Annotated in this window: 15 protein-coding genes; 5 read left to right on the top strand and 10 right to left on the bottom strand. The window is 56.5% G+C overall.

Features of this window, described 5'->3' with window-relative positions; genetic code table 11:
- Window positions 1-92 precede the first annotated feature (92 nt).
- On the top strand, window positions 93-1271 hold the full coding sequence (purT, locus tag BM007_RS16100; RefSeq protein WP_090419766.1) for a formate-dependent phosphoribosylglycinamide formyltransferase: 1179 nt from the start codon (window positions 93-95) through the stop codon (window positions 1269-1271).
- Window positions 1272-1312: 41 nt separating this feature from the next.
- On the opposite strand, the gene kdgA is transcribed toward purT, so the two are convergent.
- The 3 genes from kdgA to zwf all read right to left on the bottom strand — a co-directional run bounded on the left by kdgA (window position 1313) and on the right by zwf (window position 5514).
- Complete coding sequence (gene kdgA, locus BM007_RS16095) at window positions 1313-1954, bottom strand: bifunctional 4-hydroxy-2-oxoglutarate aldolase/2-dehydro-3-deoxy-phosphogluconate aldolase (protein ID WP_024909698.1); 642 nt, start codon at window positions 1952-1954, stop codon at window positions 1313-1315.
- Window positions 1955-1993: 39 nt separating this feature from the next.
- A complete protein-coding gene (gene edd / locus BM007_RS16090) occupies window positions 1994-3805 on the bottom strand; it encodes a phosphogluconate dehydratase (protein WP_090419763.1) in 1812 nt (603 codons plus the stop codon).
- A 233-nt stretch (window positions 3806-4038) separates the two neighbouring features.
- Entirely contained in the window at window positions 4039-5514 is a 1476-nt protein-coding gene (gene zwf, locus BM007_RS16085) for a glucose-6-phosphate dehydrogenase (RefSeq protein ID WP_023312228.1), read from the bottom strand.
- A 356-nt stretch (window positions 5515-5870) separates the two neighbouring features.
- On the opposite strand from zwf, the gene BM007_RS16080 reads away from it, so the two are divergent.
- Both BM007_RS16080 and pyk read left to right on the top strand, forming a co-directional pair.
- Window positions 5871-6740 (top strand): MurR/RpiR family transcriptional regulator, encoded by an 870-nt coding sequence (locus tag BM007_RS16080; RefSeq protein WP_090419760.1) that lies wholly within the window; start codon window positions 5871-5873, stop codon window positions 6738-6740.
- Between the two features lie 140 nt (window positions 6741-6880).
- Window positions 6881-8323, top strand: a complete 1443-nt coding sequence (gene pyk, locus BM007_RS16075) for a pyruvate kinase (protein ID WP_008500455.1) — start codon at window positions 6881-6883, stop codon at window positions 8321-8323.
- Between the two features lie 45 nt (window positions 8324-8368).
- Here the strand turns inward: pyk and lpxM are convergent, their stop codons facing one another.
- The 3 genes from lpxM to znuA form a co-directional block, all read right to left on the bottom strand.
- Window positions 8369-9340, bottom strand: a complete 972-nt coding sequence (gene lpxM / locus BM007_RS16070) for a lauroyl-Kdo(2)-lipid IV(A) myristoyltransferase (RefSeq protein WP_061714872.1) — start codon at window positions 9338-9340, stop codon at window positions 8369-8371.
- A gap of 121 nt (window positions 9341-9461) precedes the next feature.
- Entirely contained in the window at window positions 9462-10781 is a 1320-nt protein-coding gene (gene mepM / locus BM007_RS16065; protein ID WP_024909694.1) for a murein DD-endopeptidase MepM, read from the bottom strand.
- A gap of 15 nt (window positions 10782-10796) precedes the next feature.
- Window positions 10797-11741: a zinc ABC transporter substrate-binding protein ZnuA gene (gene znuA, locus BM007_RS16060; protein ID WP_139210920.1), complete on the bottom strand. Its 945-nt coding sequence runs from the start codon at window positions 11739-11741 to the stop codon at window positions 10797-10799.
- Between the two features lie 77 nt (window positions 11742-11818).
- On the opposite strand from znuA, the gene znuC reads away from it, so the two are divergent.
- Together znuC and znuB are read left to right on the top strand one after the other, a co-directional pair.
- A complete protein-coding gene (znuC, locus tag BM007_RS16055) occupies window positions 11819-12574 on the top strand; it encodes a zinc ABC transporter ATP-binding protein ZnuC (protein ID WP_061714871.1) in 756 nt (251 codons plus the stop codon).
- Window positions 12571-13356, top strand: coding sequence for a zinc ABC transporter permease subunit ZnuB (gene znuB / locus BM007_RS16050; protein ID WP_024909692.1), 786 nt, complete (start codon window positions 12571-12573; stop codon window positions 13354-13356). Before znuC ends, znuB begins: the two co-directional genes overlap by 4 nt.
- Window positions 13357-13415: 59 nt before the next feature.
- Here znuB and ruvB read toward each other — a convergent pair whose 3' ends face one another.
- The 4 genes from ruvB to BM007_RS16030 form a co-directional block, all read right to left on the bottom strand.
- Window positions 13416-14426 (bottom strand): Holliday junction branch migration DNA helicase RuvB, encoded by a 1011-nt coding sequence (gene ruvB / locus BM007_RS16045; protein ID WP_023312235.1) that lies wholly within the window; start codon window positions 14424-14426, stop codon window positions 13416-13418.
- A gap of 8 nt (window positions 14427-14434) precedes the next feature.
- On the bottom strand, window positions 14435-15049 hold the full coding sequence (gene ruvA / locus BM007_RS16040) for a Holliday junction branch migration protein RuvA (RefSeq protein WP_090419754.1): 615 nt from the start codon (window positions 15047-15049) through the stop codon (window positions 14435-14437).
- Between the two features lie 80 nt (window positions 15050-15129).
- Window positions 15130-15651, bottom strand: a complete 522-nt coding sequence (gene ruvC / locus BM007_RS16035; RefSeq protein ID WP_003859749.1) for a crossover junction endodeoxyribonuclease RuvC — start codon at window positions 15649-15651, stop codon at window positions 15130-15132.
- 34 nt (window positions 15652-15685) lie between these two features.
- Window positions 15686-16426 carry a YebC/PmpR family DNA-binding transcriptional regulator gene (locus BM007_RS16030; protein WP_008500447.1) on the bottom strand — a complete coding sequence of 247 codons (741 nt, stop codon included), beginning with the start codon at window positions 16424-16426 and terminating at the stop codon, window positions 15686-15688.
- Between the last annotated feature and the right edge of the window lie 24 nt (window positions 16427-16450).

The following is a 16450-nucleotide window of genomic DNA, read 5'->3' as shown; positions in this document are numbered from 1 at the left end:
AGCGCAAATTTCTGCCCTCGCGTTTATCCCTGCGCAAGACAGACGCAAACGTTTTCGTTTATACTGCGCGCAACTTTTTTAGGGGGATTGTTATGATTCGTTTAGGAACTGCGCTGCGACCTGCGGCGACGCGAGTGGTGCTGTTGGGATCGGGCGAGCTGGGAAAAGAGGTCGCCATTGAGTGCCAACGTTTAGGTGTGGAAGTCATCGCCGTAGACCGTTACGCCGACGCACCCGCCATGCACGTCGCCCATCGTTCTTATGTGATTAACATGCTGGATGGCGATGCCCTTCGCGAACTGATTACGCGCGAGAAGCCCGATTTCGTTGTACCGGAAATTGAAGCGATTGCCACCGATACGCTGATCGCCCTGGAGCAGGAAGGCCAGCGCGTGGTGCCCTGTGCGAAAGCCGCAAAGCTGACCATGAACCGTGAAGGCATTCGTCGCCTGGCGGCAGAAGAGCTGGGATTGCCCACCTCGAGCTATCGTTTTGCGGGCGATAAGGCCGCGTTCCTGCAGGCCGTAGAGGAGATTGGCTACCCGTGTATCGTTAAGCCGGTGATGAGCTCCTCCGGTAAAGGGCAGAGCTTCATTCGCGACAGCAGCACGCTCGATAAGGCGTGGGATTACGCCCAACAGGGTGGCCGCGCCGGCGCCGGTCGCGTCATCGTTGAAGGCGTCGTGAAGTTTGATTTCGAGATCACCCTGCTGACCGTCAGCGCCGTTGACGGCGTCCATTTCTGCGATCCGATTGGCCACCGTCAGGAAGATGGCGATTACCGCGAATCCTGGCAGCCGCAGCAGATGAGCGCCCTGGCGCTGGAGCGTGCTCAGGCGATCGCCCGTAAAACCGTCCTCGCGCTGGGCGGCTATGGCCTGTTCGGCGTAGAGCTGTTTGTATGCGGTGATGAGGTGATTTTCAGTGAAGTCTCCCCTCGCCCGCATGACACCGGCATGGTCACGCTGATTTCGCAGGATCTTTCCGAGTTCGCCCTGCACGTGCGCGCCTTCCTCGGCCTGCCCGTCGGCGGTATCCGTCAGTACGGCCCGGCCGCCTCGGCGGTCATCCTGCCGCAGTTAACCAGCCAGAACGTTACGTTTGAAAACGTCGACGCGGCAGTGGGTGCCGGGTTGCAGGTACGTTTGTTCGGCAAGCCGGAGATCGACGGTACCCGTCGTCTTGGCGTGGCATTAGCCACCGGGGATAACGTTGACGACGCCGTGGCGAGAGCGAAAGCAGCCGCAGCAAGCGTTAAGGTAACGGGATAAAAAAACGGGCCGAAAGGCCCGTTTTTCATGCGGCGAATGGCTTACTGCTTCGCGCCTTCCACCGCTTCGCGAGCCAGTTTTGTGATGCGATCCCAGTCGCCCGCTTCCAGCGCATCCGCCGGAACCAGCCATGAGCCACCGATGCACAGCACGCTTTTCAGCGCCAGGTAGTCACGGTAGTTGGCAGGAGAGATACCCCCCGTCGGGCAGAAGCGTACCTGAGAGAAGGGACCCGCAATCGCCTGCAGCGCTTTAGTGCCGCCGTTCGCTTCAGCCGGGAAGAATTTGAACTCTTTCAGACCGTAGTCCATGCCCAGCATCAGTTCAGAGACGGTGCTGATGCCCGGGATCAGCGGAATAGTGCCTTCGGTCGCGGCTTTCAGCAGCGACTCGGTCAGGCCCGGGCTGATGGCAAACTGCGCGCCCGCTTCGGTCACTTCAGCCAGCTGTTTTACGTTCGTCACGGTACCCGCACCGATGATGGCGTCCGGCACTTCTTTAGCAATCGCGCGAATGGCATCCATCGCGCAGGCGGTACGCAGGGTCACTTCCAGAACGCGAACGCCACCCGCAACCAGCGCTTTCGCCATCGGTACAGCGTGCTCCAGCTTGTTTACCACGATAACCGGCACGACAGGGCCAGTGGTCAGGATTGCTTCTGCACTTGTTTTCCAGTTTTTCATCAGAGTTTTCTCTCGCCAGATCGTTAAAATCAAGTCGTCTTAAAACGTAATACAGGTTGCGCCCTGCTCCGCACCGGAGAGCTTCTCACGCAGCGCGCTGAACATTTCGCGTCCGGTCCCCACGCGCGATGCGCTCAGGTCAGGAATATGGGGTTGACGTGCCGCCAGCTCGGCGTCATCCACCAGCAGGGTTAACTCGCCTGTCTGACCGTTAACGCGGATCATGTCACCGTCACGCACTTTCGCCAGCAACCCGCCGTCGTAGGCTTCAGGCGTCACGTGGATGGCTGAAGGCACTTTGCCGGATGCCCCGGAGAGGCGTCCATCGGTTACTAACGCAATTTTGAAACGGCGGTCCAATAATACACCAAGTGGTGGCATAAGTTTATGTAATTCTGGCATCCCGTTAGCTTTAGGCCCCTGATGACGCACCACCACCACGCAGTCTTTGTCGAGCAGACCGGCGTCAAAGGCGGGTAATACGTCGTGCTGGCTTTCAAACACCACCGCCGGCGCTTCGATAATCTGGTTCTCTTCCGGTACGGCAGAGGTCTTCATTACCGCACGACCGAGGTTGCCGCTCAGCACTTTGGTGCCGCCGTGAGGAGAGAACGGTTTGTCGATGGTGGCGATCACCTGCGCATCAAGAGACGCGCTCACCCCTTCGCGCCAGTCCAGCTCGCCGTTGTTCAACCACGGCTCCTGGGTATAGCGCTGAAGGCCAAAGCCTGCCACGGTATTTACGTCTTCATGCAGCAGTCCGCCTTTCAGCAGCTCGCGCATCAGCAGCGGTACGCCGCCCGCGGCCTGGAAGTGGTTAATATCCGCCGGACCGTTCGGGTACAGGCGTGCCATCAGCGGCACCACGGAAGAGATCTCGGAGAAGTCATCCCAGTTAATCAGAATGCCCGCCGCACGCGCCATGGCCACCAGGTGCATGGTGTGGTTGGTTGACCCCCCGGTTGCCAGCAGCGCGACAATCCCGTTGACGATGACCTTTTCGTCGACCATTTTGCCCATCGGCATCCATTCGTTGCCGTTGCCGGTAAGACGCGTGACCTGACGGGCCGCAGCCTCGGTCAGCGCCTTGCGCAGCGGCGCGTCCGGCTGGATAAAGGATGAGCCCGGAAGCTGCATCCCCATAAACTCCACCACCATCTGGTTCGTGTTCGCGGTACCGTAAAACGTACAGGTGCCCGGCGCATGGTAGGACGCGGCTTCCGCCTCCAGCAGCGCCTGACGGTCTGCTTTCCCTTCCGCGTACAGCTGGCGGATACGCACTTTTTCTTTGTTCGGCAGACCGCTCGCCATTGGGCCCGACGGCACGAAGATCGCAGGCAGATGCCCAAACGACAGCGCCGCCATTACCAGGCCCGGAACAATCTTGTCGCACACGCCGAGATACAGCGCGCCATCAAACATGTTGTGCGACAGGCCCACCGCCGCGGACATAGCAATCACTTCGCGGCTCAGCAGGGAGAGCTCCATACCGTCCTGGCCCTGCGTCACGCCGTCGCACATGGCGGGTACCCCACCCGCCACCTGGCCGACCGCATTCACGCTGTGCAGCGCTTTACGGATGATATCCGGGTAAACCTCATAGGGCTGGTGCGCGGAGAGCATATCGTTATAGGAGGTAATGATGGCGATATTGTTACGCAACATGCTTTTCAGCGACGCTTTATCATCAGGCTGGCAGGCGGCGAAACCGTGCGCCAGGTTACCGCAGGCCAGTTGAGATCGGTGGACGGTGTTGCTCTTTGCCTGTTCAATCCGGGAGAGGTAGGCCGAGCGGGTCTCTTTCGAGCGCTCAATAATGCGTTGTGTTACGCGTAACAATGTCGGATTCATAAAAGCTCCTCTAATTTATCTGTCCGGGCTCGGGAGTTTACAAAGTCGCTGGCAGTTGTTAACAACGCTGAAACGCTTGCTGTCCGGAGCTCAGGGGCAAAATCACTTCCGGCAGTGTAATAAAAAAAGCTCCGCGGGTGAATCCACGCGGAGCTTAAAAGTTGAAAATTGTGCCACTAGCTGAGTTAGATCATGTTACCGGTAAAATAACACTTTCGGGCTAGCGGATTATCTTACTCAAACTCGTTCCAGGAGCGGCCATCGCGGGTGATCATCGCCACCGACGCGACCGGTCCCCAGGTGCCCGCCTGATACGGTTTTGGCGCATCCTGATCGGCAGCCCAGGCTTCGGTGATGGAGTCGACCCATTTCCACGCCTCTTCCACTTCATCGCGGCGCACGAACAGCGCCTGGATACCGCGCATGGTTTCCAGCAGCAGACGCTCGTAAGCATCGGCCAGGTGCGTCTGGTTAAAGGTTTCGGAGTAGCTCAGATCCAGCTTGGTGGTCTGCAGGTTGTGTTTATGATCCAGGCCCGGCACTTTGTTCAGGATCTGGATATCCACGCCCTCGTCCGGCTGCAGACGAATGGTCAGTTTGTTCTGCGGCAGCTCCTGCCAAGACTCTTTGAACAGGTTCAGTTCCGGGTTCTTAAAGTAGACAACCACTTCGGAACATTTAGCCGGCAGACGTTTACCGGTGCGCAGGTAGAACGGAACCCCCGCCCAGCGCCAGTCGTCGATATCCACGCGGATCGCCACAAACGTCTCGGTGTTGCTGGACTTGTTCGCACCCTCTTCTTCCAGGTAGCCCGGCACTTTTTTGCCTTGCGCAAACCCGGCGGTGTACTGACCGCGAACGGTCTTCTCACGCACGTTGGAGCGGTCGATGCGGCGCAGTGACTTCAGCACTTTCACTTTCGCGTCACGGATGCTGTCCGCCGTCAGGTCAGACGGTGGAGACATGGCAATCATGCACAGGATCTGCAGCAGGTGGTTCTGGATCATGTCGCGCATCTGACCGGCCTGGTCAAAGTACCCCCAGCGACCTTCAATCCCCACCTCTTCCGCCACGGTGATTTCCACGTGGTCGATAGTGCGGTTGTCCCAGTTATTTACAAACAGGGAGTTAGCAAAACGCAGCGCCAGCAGGTTCAGTACCGTCTCTTTACCGAGATAGTGGTCGATACGGTAGACCTGGCACTCTTCAAAGAACTCGCCCACCTGGTCGTTGATTTCACGCGAGGTTGCCAGCGAGGTACCCAGCGGCTTCTCCATCACGACGCGCGCCGGTTTGGCGTTCAGTTTGGCTTCGCCCAGGCCTTTGCAGATGGCGCCGAAGGTGCTTGGCGGCATGGCGAAATAGTTAATGGTGACACGGTTTTTCTGATCCAGCATCGCGCCTAAGCGGGTAAACGCGCTGACGTCATTAACGTCCAGGTTGCAGAAATCGAGACGTCCACTCAGGGTATCCCACAAACTTTCATCAATTTTTTCCTTCATGAAAGTTTCGAGCGCCTCGCGGACGACTTTGGTATAAGCGTCCTTGTCCCAGTCGGCGCGCCCTACACCCAGGATACGGGTATCCGGATGAATTTGACCCGCTTTCTCCAGTTGATACAGGGAAGGCAGCAATTTTCGGCGTGCAAGGTCGCCTTTCGCGCCGAAAATGACCAGGTCACATGCCTGGGCTGTTTGCGTTACCGCCATGTCATTCTCCTCAGTTGGATCACCTGGTACTTCTGCCAGGTATCGTTGTAATTTTATTACAATGCACTGTACTGCTTTTACGTCATTCCCGAAACCATTAGCGCTTATCGTCGCGTGCGATACCGCGATTTTTCACCCTTTGGATGATTACGACCGCTTAATGACGCAACAACCGTCGTTTCTTTGCGCAACAGGGTCACAGCAAAACCCGACACCGATCAAGTAATGAAAAAAAACAACAACATTATCTTGTCGATTATTACCCTTTATGGAAGCCACGAGGGTAATATCGGCTAAATCGAATCACGATTTCATCAATTTATGAAATCGTTTACACCCATGAGCATCCTGTTAACATGAACATGCTGGAAAAAATCCAGTTTCAACTGGAACACCTTAGCAAATCCGAGCGAAAAGTGGCCGAGGTCATTCTCGCCTCTCCCGCTCAGGCGATTCATTCAAGCATCGCCGCTCTGGCACAGGAAGCGGGTGTTAGCGAACCCACGGTCAATCGCTTTTGCCGCAGCCTGGAAACGCGCGGCTTCCCTGATTTTAAACTGCATCTGGCACAAAGTCTGGCTAACGGCACCCCTTATGTTAATCGTAATGTGGATGAAGACGACAGCGTTGATGCCTATACCGCGAAAATTTTTGAATCGGCTATGGCTTCGCTTGACCACGTCCGACAGTCTCTGGACATGAGTTCCGTGAATCGCGCGGTGGATTTACTCACCCAGGCGAAGAAGATTGCGTTCTTTGGTCTCGGCTCGTCGGCAGCCGTCGCGCATGACGCCATGAACAAATTTTTCCGCTTTAACGTCCCGGTGATTTATTCCGATGACATTGTCCTGCAACGCATGAGCTGTATGAATTGCAGTGAAGATGACGTCGTGGTACTGATTTCGCATACCGGCCGCACCAAGAGTCAGGTAGAGCTGGCGCAGCTGGCCCGTGAAAACGATGCCATGGTGATTGCCCTCACCACGGCAGGCACGCCGCTGGCGCGTGAGGCAACGCTGGCGATCACCCTCGACGTGCCGGAAGACACCGACATTTATATGCCGATGGTCTCCCGCCTGGCCCAGCTCACCGTGATTGACGTGCTGGCGACCGGTTTTACCTTACGTCGGGGCGCAAAATTCCGGGATAACTTGAAGCGGGTCAAGGAAGCGCTGAAGGAATCGCGTTTTGATAAAGAATTGCTTATAAAGAGCGATGTTCCCTAATAGTTGATAACGAAGACGTAACCAATAATTACGATGTAACGATTTACGGCATTCGGTCCACTCTCCGCTGCCTTGCAGCAGATGAAGACCGATTCAATGTTCACGCAACACCAAAGTTGTTTCAGTCAACGGAGTATTACATGTCCAGAAGGCTTCGCAGAACCAAGATCGTAACCACCTTAGGCCCGGCCACCGATCGCGATAATAATCTTGAGAAAATTATCGCCGCTGGTGCCAACGTGGTGCGTATGAACTTCTCTCACGGTACGCCAGAAGACCATAAATTACGTGCCGACAAAGTGCGTGAAATCGCAGCAAAACTGGGCCGCCACGTGGCTATCCTCGGTGATTTGCAGGGTCCCAAAATCCGTGTCTCAACCTTTAAAGAAGGTAAAGTTTTCCTCAATATCGGCGACAAATTCCTGCTGGATGCCAACCTGGGCAAAGGCGAAGGCGATAAAGAAAAAGTCGGTATCGACTATAAAGGCCTGCCGGCTGACGTGGTACCTGGCGATATCCTCCTGCTCGATGACGGTCGCGTACAGCTGAAAGTGCTGGAAGTTCAGGGCATGAAAGTGTTCACCGAAGTCACCGTCGGCGGCCCGCTCTCCAACAATAAAGGCATCAACAAACTGGGCGGCGGCCTCTCTGCAGAAGCGCTCACCGATAAAGACAAAGCGGACATCGTGACGGCTGCGCTGATCGGCGTGGACTACCTGGCTGTCTCCTTCCCGCGCTGCGGCGAAGATCTGAACTATGCGCGTCGCCTGGCACGCGATGCAGGCTGCGATGCCAAAATCGTCGCCAAAGTTGAGCGTGCGGAAGCCGTTTGCGATCAGGATGCCATGGACGATGTGATCCTCGCGTCTGACGTGGTGATGGTTGCGCGTGGCGACCTGGGTGTGGAAATCGGCGACCCTGAGCTGGTCGGTATCCAGAAAGCGCTGATTCGTCGCGCACGTCAGCTGAACCGCGCGGTGATCACCGCCACTCAGATGATGGAATCGATGATCACCAACCCAATGCCAACCCGTGCAGAAGTCATGGACGTGGCAAACGCCGTGCTGGACGGAACCGATGCGGTGATGCTCTCCGCAGAAACCGCAGCGGGCCAGTATCCGGCAGAAACCGTGGCCGCCATGGCGCGCGTCTGCCTGGGCGCTGAAAAGATCCCAAGCATCAACGTCTCTAAACACCGTCTGGACGTGCAGTTCGACAATGTGGAAGAAGCGATTGCGATGTCGGCAATGTATGCGGCAAACCATCTGAAGGGCGTTACCGCGATCATCACCATGACCGAATCTGGCCGCACCGCGCTGATGACCTCGCGTATCAGCTCGGGTCTGCCGATCTTCGCCATGTCCCGTCACGAACGTACTCTGAACCTGACGGCGCTGTACCGCGGTGTGACGCCGGTCCACTTCGACAGCACCAATGATGGCGTGGCCGCCGCGCACGATGCCGTAAACCTGCTGCGCGACAAAGGCTATCTGGTGTCCGGTGATATCGTCATTGTGACCCAGGGCGATGTAATGAGCACCATCGGCTCAACCAACACCACCCGCGTTATGACCGTCGAGTAATAACGTCTCTGTTAAAAAGCCCTCTCCAGATGGAAAGGGCTTTTTTTATTTCGTTGGATACAGCTCTTTGCGTTTATACGGCTCTGTTTCGCCCGGTTTGCGCGTTTTAAGCAGCTTCAGAATCCACGTGTACTGTTCGGCATGCGGCCCCACCAGTATCTCTACCTCTTCGTTCATTCGACGCGCGATGGTGTGGTCGTCTGCGGTCAGCAGATCGTCCATCGGAGGACGGACCTCAATACTCAGTCGATGCGTTTTGCCGTCATAGACCGGGAATAGCGGGATCACGCGGGCACGACAGACTTTCATCAGGCGACCAATCGCGGGGAGCGTCGCTTTATAGGTCGCAAAGAAATCAACAAACTCGCTGTGCTCGGGGCCGTGATCCTGATCCGGCAGATAGTAGCCCCAGTACCCCTGACGTACCGACTGAATGAAGGGCTTAATGCCATCGTTACGGGCATGCAGGCGTCCGCCAAAACGACGACGCACCGTGTTCCAGACAAAATCGAAAATCTTATTGCCCTGATTGTGGAACATTGCCGCCATCTTCTGGCCCTGAGAGGCCATCAGCATCGCCGGAATATCAACGCCCCAGCCGTGGGGGACGAGGAAAATGACTTTCTCGTCATTGCGGCGCATCTCCTCGATGATCTCCAGCCCTTTCCAGTCAACGCGATCGACGATTTTATCCGGCCCTTTCAGCGCCAGCTCCGCCATCATCGCCATGGCCTGCGGCGCGGTAGTATACATCTCATCAATGATTGCCTCGCGCTCGGCGTCGCTTTTCTCAGGAAAACAGTAATAGAGGTTGATCTGCGCACGACGGCGGGCGCTCTTGCCTAAACGCCCCGCCAGACGACCAATTTTACCCAGAACGGGATCGCGAACAGAGGCAGGCAGCATCGCCATCCCCGCAAAGGCGTAAACACCAAGCCAGGCGCCCCAGTTGCGCGGATGGCGGAAGGATTTTTCAAACTCAGGAATGTATTCAATATTGTTTTTTTGGGTTTCCATGCTGGATCCAGGGTCTGATGACGCAAAATTTTATTCAGATAGTGTAGCGAGGCAGTCGTCCACGCACAAAAGAAAAAGCCGGCGTAAGTGTGCGCCGGCTTTTTTAACAAAAACAGAGAACTTAGTTTAAGCTCAGCTGCGGCATCACCTCTTTCACCTGCGCCAGATAATCAGTACGATCTTTACCTGTCAGGCCTTCAGTGCGCGGCAGTTTCGCGGTCAGCGGGTTCACTGCTTGTTGGTTGATCCACACTTCATAGTGCAGGTGCGGGCCGGTAGAACGTCCGGTATTGCCGGAGATCGCAATACGGTCACCACGCTTCACCTTCTGGCCCGGTTTGACCAGCAGCTTACGCAGGTGCATATAGCGGGTCGTATACGTACGGCCATGACGTACCGCGACGTAATATCCGGCGGCACCGCTACGCTTGGCCACCACCACTTCGCCATCCCCTACCGCCAGTACCGGCGTGCCCTGCGGCATAGCAAAGTCAACACCACGGTGCGGCGCGACGCGCCCGGTTACCGGGTTCAGACGACGCGGGTTAAAGTTCGAGGAGACGCGGAACTGTTTTGCCGTCGGGAAACGCAGGAAGCCTTTCGCAAGGCCCGTACCGCTGCGGTCATAGAACTTACCGTCTTCGGCACGAATCGCGTAGTAATCTTTGCCCTCAGAGCGCAGACGTACGCCCAGCAGCTGGCTTTGCTCGCGTTTGCCGTCCAGCATTTCGCGGGACATCAGAACGGAGAACTCATCGCCCTTCTTCAGCTTACGGAAATCCATCTGCCACTGCATGGCTTTGATCACCGAGCTGATTTCAGCGCTGGTCAAGCCCGCATCTCGCGCGCTGGAGACAAAGCTCGCGCCCACGGTGCCTTTCAGAACGCTGTTAACCCAGTCGCCCTTCTGCATTTCGCTGGTCATCTTGAAACCGTTTGCAGTGCGATCGTAGGTGCGGGTTTCGCGGCGGGACATTTCCCAGGTCAGACGCTGGAGATCGCCATCCGCCGTTAGTGTCCAGGAGAGCTGTTGTCCAATTTTCAGGTTACGAAGATCTTTATCCGCAGCCGCCAGCTGGCTGATATTGCCCATGTCGATGCCGTACTGGTTCAGCACGCTGCTCAGCGTGTCCCCGGTAGACACAACATATTCGTGAATACCGGCTTCGTTCTCGGTTTTATCGTCCAGCTCATCCTGCGGGATGGCTTCATCTTCCTGAGCCGCCTGGTCGATAGGCTCACTGGCTTCAGGCAGCAAAGAACGGATTTCGCTCTTTTCAAGCTCAATGGTTTTGATGATAGGGGCAGAACTCGGGTGGTAAACATAGGGCCGCCAGACGGCGACCGCTAAGGTGAGTACTGTAAGCGACCCCAGCATAACGCGGTGGGGTCGAGGCAGATTGTTAAATGCCAGGGCGACAGAGCGGGCTATCTGTTGCACGTATTCACTTCCTCGTTAATCTCCTTTCAGGCAGCTCGCATACTGGTTCGCCAGTTGGCTGAGGAACTGCGAATAGCTCGCTTTGCTCAACTGGATATGCGTACCTAGCGGGTCAAGGGTTCCCATGCGCACGGATGTTCCCCTGGCCACGGCTTCTACGACCGCTGGCCTGAACTGTGGCTCAGCAAAAACGCATGTCGCTTTTTGCTCAACCAACTGTGTTCTGATTTCATGTAAACGCTGCGCACCAGGCTGAATTTCAGGATTGACGGTAAAATGACCCAGCGGGGTCAAACCGTAGTGTTTTTCGTAATAGCCATAGGCGTCATGAAAAACGAAATACCCTTTACCTTTCAACGGTGCGAGCTCATTACCTACCTGCTTATCGGTTGCGGCTAATTGTGCCTCAAAATCCTTCAGGTTGGCGTCTAGTTTGGCTCGACTTTGCGGCATAAGTTCCACTAATTTGTAATGGATTGCAACCGCTGAAAGCCGCGCTATCTCTGGGGATAACCAAAGATGCATGTTGTACTCGCCGTGATGGTGATCTCCATCACCTTTTTCACCCTCTGCAGCGTGATGGTCATGTTCGTCACCGTCGTCATCCGCCCCTTTCATGAGCAGCGGTTTCACGCCGGGGAGGTCTGCAATCGCGACCTGCTTTTCGCCGGCAACCTGTTTTGCTGACTTCTGCATGAACGCTTCCATTTCCGGGCCAATCCAGACGACTAAGTCCGCGTTTTGTAAGCGTTTTACATCTGACGGGCGCAGGGAATAGTCATGCTCGGATGCACCATCAGGGAGCAGAACCTGGGTTTCCGTGACCCCGTCTGCAATGGCCGACGCGATGAATCCGAGTGGTTTAAGCGAAGCGACAACCGCAGCGTTAACATCTTGTGCGGTTGTACCCCAAAGGGCAGCGGATAATGCTGCGAAAAGAAGCGTATTTTTATGTAACATAATGCGACTAATCATCGTAGTGAATGCGTGGAATGTGATATTATAACATTCGTTGACTTCTTCAAGCTTAAAATGACATGACGACATTGGTTTCCCTTGAAAATATTTCGGTCTCATTTGGCCAGCGCCGCGTCCTCTCTGACGTGTCGCTCGATCTGAAGCCCGGCAAAATTCTGACGCTGCTCGGCCCCAATGGCGCAGGCAAATCCACCCTGGTGCGCGTGGTGCTGGGTCTGGTCGCACCCGATGAAGGCGTGATCAAGCGCGAGGAAAAATTGCGTATCGGCTATGTGCCGCAAAAACTTCATCTCGACGCCACGCTGCCGCTGACGGTCAGCCGCTTCCTGCGTCTGCGCCCCGGCACGCGTAAAGCCGATATTCTCCCGGCACTGAAACGCGTGCAGGCGGGCCATCTTGTCGATGCGCCGCTGCAAAAACTGTCCGGCGGTGAAACTCAGCGAGTCTTACTTGCCCGTGCGCTGCTGAGCAGCCCGCAGCTGCTGGTGCTGGATGAGCCAACACAGGGGGTCGACGTCAACGGCCAGGTCGCGCTATACGATCTTATTGACCAGCTGCGTCAGGAACTGGACTGCGCGGTGCTGATGGTATCCCACGACCTGCATCTGGTGATGGCAAAGACTGACGAAGTGCTGTGTCTTAACCACCATATCTGCTGCTCCGGCACGCCAGAAGTGGTCTCCATGCACCCGGAATTTATCTCCATGTTCGGCCCTCGCGGCGCTGAACAGCTGGGCATCTATCGCCATCATCATAATCATCGCCATGATTTACAGGGACGAATCGTACTGCGTCGGGGAAATGGACACTCATGATTGAACTGTTACTGCCCGGCTGGCTGGCCGGGATTATGCTTGCCTGCGCCGCGGGTCCGCTCGGCTCGTTTGTCGTCTGGCGCAGAATGTCCTATTTTGGCGATACCCTGGCGCACGCGTCCCTGCTGGGTGTTGCCTTTGGTCTGTTGCTTAATGTGAACCCGTTTTACGCGGTGATCGTCGTCACGCTGTTGCTGGCCGCCGGTCTGGTCTGGCTGGAGAAGCGCCCTCACCTCGCAATTGATACGCTGCTTGGCATTATGGCGCACAGTGCCCTGTCACTGGGCCTGGTGGTGGTCAGCCTGATGTCGAATATCCGCGTGGATCTGATGGCTTACCTGTTCGGTGACCTGCTGGCCGTCACGCCAGACGATCTCATCGCAATCGCGATTGGCGTTGTGGTGGTGCTCGCTATTCTGCTCTGGCAGTGGCGTAACCTGCTGGCCATGACCGTCAGCCCGGACCTGGCGTTTGTCGACGGCGTGAAGCTGCAGCGCGTTAAGCTGCTGCTGATGCTGGTAACGGCGTTAACCATTGGGGTGGCGATGAAGTTTGTCGGCGCGCTGATTATTACATCACTGCTGATCATCCCTGCGGCTACGGCACGTCGTTTTGCCCGTACGCCGGAGCAGATGGCCGGTGTGGCCGTGATTGTCGGAATGATTGCGGTAACGGGTGGACTCACCTTCTCGGCGTTCTATGACACGCCTGCGGGGCCGTCTGTGGTGTTAAGTGCTGCGGTGTTGTTTATTTTCAGTATGATGAAGAAGACCGCAAATTAACATCGAGGGCGCTGATGCCCTCACCCTGGCCCTCTCCCACAGGGAGAGGGAACAATGCATTACGGCATTGCCGGTGGCGTAATGCCAAAATGATTCCACGCCCGCACCGTTGCCATACGTCCACGCGGGGTGCGCTGCAGGAAGCCCTGCTGGATCAGATACGGTTCAAGCACGTCCTCGATGGTTTCGCGCTCTTCCCCGATTGCCGCCGCCAGGTTATCCAGCCCAACCGGGCCGCCAAAGAACTTATCCAGCACCGCCAGCAGCAGTTTACGGTCCATATAGTCAAAGCCTTCGGCATCGACGTTCAGCATATCCAGCGCCTGCGCGGCGATCTCGGCGGAAATCGAGCCATCGTGCTTCACTTCGGCAAAGTCACGTACGCGGCGCAGCAGACGGTTGGCGATACGCGGCGTACCGCGGGAACGCTTCGCCACTTCAAACGCGCCCTCTTCGCTCATTTCCAGCCCCATATAGCGGGCGCTACGGCCAACGATATGCTGGAGGTCCGCTACCTGGTAAAACTCAAGACGCTGCACGATACCGAAACGGTCGCGCAGCGGAGAGGTCAACGACCCGGCCCGCGTCGTTGCACCAATCAGGGTAAACGGCGGCAGATCGATTTTGATGGAGCGCGCGGCCGGGCCTTCGCCAATCATGATATCCAGCTGGTAATCTTCCATCGCCGGATAGAGCACTTCCTCCACCACCGGCGACAGGCGGTGGATCTCATCGATAAACAGCACGTCATGCGGTTCGAGGTTGGTCAGCATCGCAGCGAGATCGCCCGCCTTCTCCAGCACCGGGCCGGAGGTGGTGCGCAGGTTGACGCCCATTTCATTGGCGACGATATTCGCCAGCGTGGTTTTCCCCAAACCCGGAGGGCCAAAAATCAGCAGGTGATCGAGCGCATCGCCGCGCAGCTTTGCCGCCTGGATGAAAATCTCCATCTGGGAACGAACCTGCGGCTGGCCGATATACTCATCAAGCAGTTTTGGGCGGATCGCGCGATCCACCACGTCATCTGCCTGAATAGTGCCTGCCGATACCAGGCGGTCTGCTTCAATCATCCTTTACCTCACAATGCAGCGCGCAGCGCTTCGCGAATCAGGGTTTCACTGCTGGCGTCCGGTTTGGCAATTTTGCTCACCATACGGCTGGCCTCCTGAGGTTTATAGCCCAGCGCCACCAGCGCGGCAACCGCTTCCTGCTCGGCATCATCATCCGTGGCAGGGCCGCCTGGCGAGGTCAGTACCAAATCGGCAGCCGGCGTGAACAGATCGCCATGCAGACCTTTAAAGCGGTCTTTCATCTCGACAATCAGGCGCTCTGCCGTTTTCTTGCCGATGCCCGGAAGCTTAATCAGCGCAGCAGGATCTTCGCGCTCAACGGCATTCACAAACTGTGACGCTGACATGCCGGATAAAATCGCCAGCGCCAGCTTCGGGCCAACGCCGTTAGTTTTAATCAGCTCGCGGAACAGGGTCCGCTCCTGCTTGTTATTGAAGCCGTACAGCAGCTGGGCATCTTCACGCACCACAAACTGAGTAAAGACAATCGCCTCTTTGCCCGCGTCCGGCAGCTCATAGAAGCAGGTCATCGGCATATGGACTTCATAGCCCACGCCACCCACTTCCAGCAGCACTAACGGGGGTTGTTTTTCAATGATGATGCCTCTGAGTCTGCCTATCACGTGACGCTCCTGCGTTCTGGGAGAAATTAACTGCCGACATAATAAAAAAAGGCTGGATGTTTATCCAGCCTGATTTCTCATTATCGTAACCTGCCTCGCGCCAGATTAAGCCGCGACTCGCTCATCTGCATCGCGTTCTGGCTGACGTGACAGTGGGTAATCGCAATCGCCAGCGCATCCGCGGCGTCAGCCTGCGGGTTCGCTGGCAGCTTCAGCAGGGTCCGCACCATGTGCTGCACCTGACTTTTCTCCGCGCTACCAATGCCCACCACCGTCTGCTTGACCTGACGTGCCGCGTATTCAAATACCGGCAAATCCTGGTTGACCGCAGCCACAATGGCCACTCCGCGCGCCTGACCGAGCTTTAGCGCCGAATCGGCGTTTTTCGCCATAAAGACCTGCTCGATAGCGAAATAGTCCGGCTGAAACTGGGTGATGATCTCCGACACGCCCGCATAAATGAGCTTCAGGCGCGACGGCAGATCGTCCACTTTGGTGCGAATACAGCCACTGCCCAGGTAGGTTAGCTGGCGTCCCACCTGACGAATAACGCCATAACCGGTGACGCGTGAGCCTGGGTCAATCCCGAGAATAATCGACATCACGCGTCTCCTGTAACGGATTTACACGCTCTCATTAGAGAGTCGCTGCAACCTCATCAGAGATTTCACCGTTGTGGTACACTTCCTGCACGTCGTCGCAGTCTTCGAGCATGTCGATCAGACGCAGCAGTTTTGGTGCGGTTTCCGCATCCATGTCCGCTTTGGTGGACGGGATCATGGAGACTTCAGCGTTGTCCGCTTTCAGGCCAGCCGCTTCCAGCGCGTCGCGCACGGCACCCATCTCTTCCCATGCGGTGTAAACGTCGATAGCACCGTCATCGAACGTCACCACGTCTTCCGCACCGGCTTCGAGCGCCGCTTCCATGATCGCATCTTCATCGCCTTTCTCGAAGGAGATGACGCCTTTTTTGCTGAACAGGTAAGCAACGGAACCGTCAGTGCCCAGGTTGCCACCGGTTTTGGTGAACGCGTGGCGCACTTCCGCAACGGTACGGTTACGGTTGTCGGACAGGCACTCAACCATCACCGCCGTACCGCCAGGGCCGTAACCTTCATAAATGATGGTTTCCATGTTCGCGTCTTCGTCGCCGCCCACGCCACGTGCGATAGCACGGTTCAGGGTGTCACGCGTCATGTTGTTGGACAGCGCTTTATCAACCGCCGCGCGCAGACGCGGGTTAGAAGCCGGGTCACCGCCGCCCAGACGCGCTGCCGTCACCAGCTCGCGAATGATTTTGGTAAAGATCTTACCGCGCTTGGCATCCTGTGCCGCTTTGCGGTGTTTGGTGTTGGCCCACTTACTATGACCTGCCATAAAAATATCCTCAAAGAGCGCGCC

The sequence above is a fragment of the Enterobacter sp. NFIX59 genome, from assembly GCF_900113755.1.
Lineage (GTDB): Bacteria > Pseudomonadota > Gammaproteobacteria > Enterobacterales > Enterobacteriaceae > Enterobacter > Enterobacter pseudoroggenkampii.
This window is presented reverse-complemented; position numbering and strand designations above follow the sequence as displayed.

Bases quoted from the DNA above. Each gene is read 5' to 3' on its own strand.
- ruvB (WP_023312235.1), bottom strand. From the start codon at position 14,426: ATGATTGAAGCAGACCGCCTGGTATCGGCAGGCACTATTCAGGCAGAT.
- edd (WP_090419763.1), bottom strand. From the start codon at position 3,805: ATGAATCCGACATTGTTACGCGTAACACAACGCATTATTGAGCGCTCG.
- znuC (WP_061714871.1), top strand. From the start codon at position 11,819: ATGACGACATTGGTTTCCCTTGAAAATATTTCGGTCTCATTTGGCCAG.
- BM007_RS16080 (WP_090419760.1), top strand. From the start codon at position 5,871: ATGAACATGCTGGAAAAAATCCAGTTTCAACTGGAACACCTTAGCAAA.
- pyk (WP_008500455.1), top strand. From the start codon at position 6,881: ATGTCCAGAAGGCTTCGCAGAACCAAGATCGTAACCACCTTAGGCCCG.
- znuA (WP_139210920.1), bottom strand. From the start codon at position 11,741: ATGTTACATAAAAATACGCTTCTTTTCGCAGCATTATCCGCTGCCCTT.
- znuB (WP_024909692.1), top strand. From the start codon at position 12,571: ATGATTGAACTGTTACTGCCCGGCTGGCTGGCCGGGATTATGCTTGCC.
- ruvC (WP_003859749.1), bottom strand. From the start codon at position 15,651: ATGTCGATTATTCTCGGGATTGACCCAGGCTCACGCGTCACCGGTTAT.
- lpxM (WP_061714872.1), bottom strand. From the start codon at position 9,340: ATGGAAACCCAAAAAAACAATATTGAATACATTCCTGAGTTTGAAAAA.
- purT (WP_090419766.1), top strand. From the start codon at position 93: ATGATTCGTTTAGGAACTGCGCTGCGACCTGCGGCGACGCGAGTGGTG.
- kdgA (WP_024909698.1), bottom strand. From the start codon at position 1,954: ATGAAAAACTGGAAAACAAGTGCAGAAGCAATCCTGACCACTGGCCCT.
- zwf (WP_023312228.1), bottom strand. From the start codon at position 5,514: ATGGCGGTAACGCAAACAGCCCAGGCATGTGACCTGGTCATTTTCGGC.
- BM007_RS16030 (WP_008500447.1), bottom strand. From the start codon at position 16,426: ATGGCAGGTCATAGTAAGTGGGCCAACACCAAACACCGCAAAGCGGCA.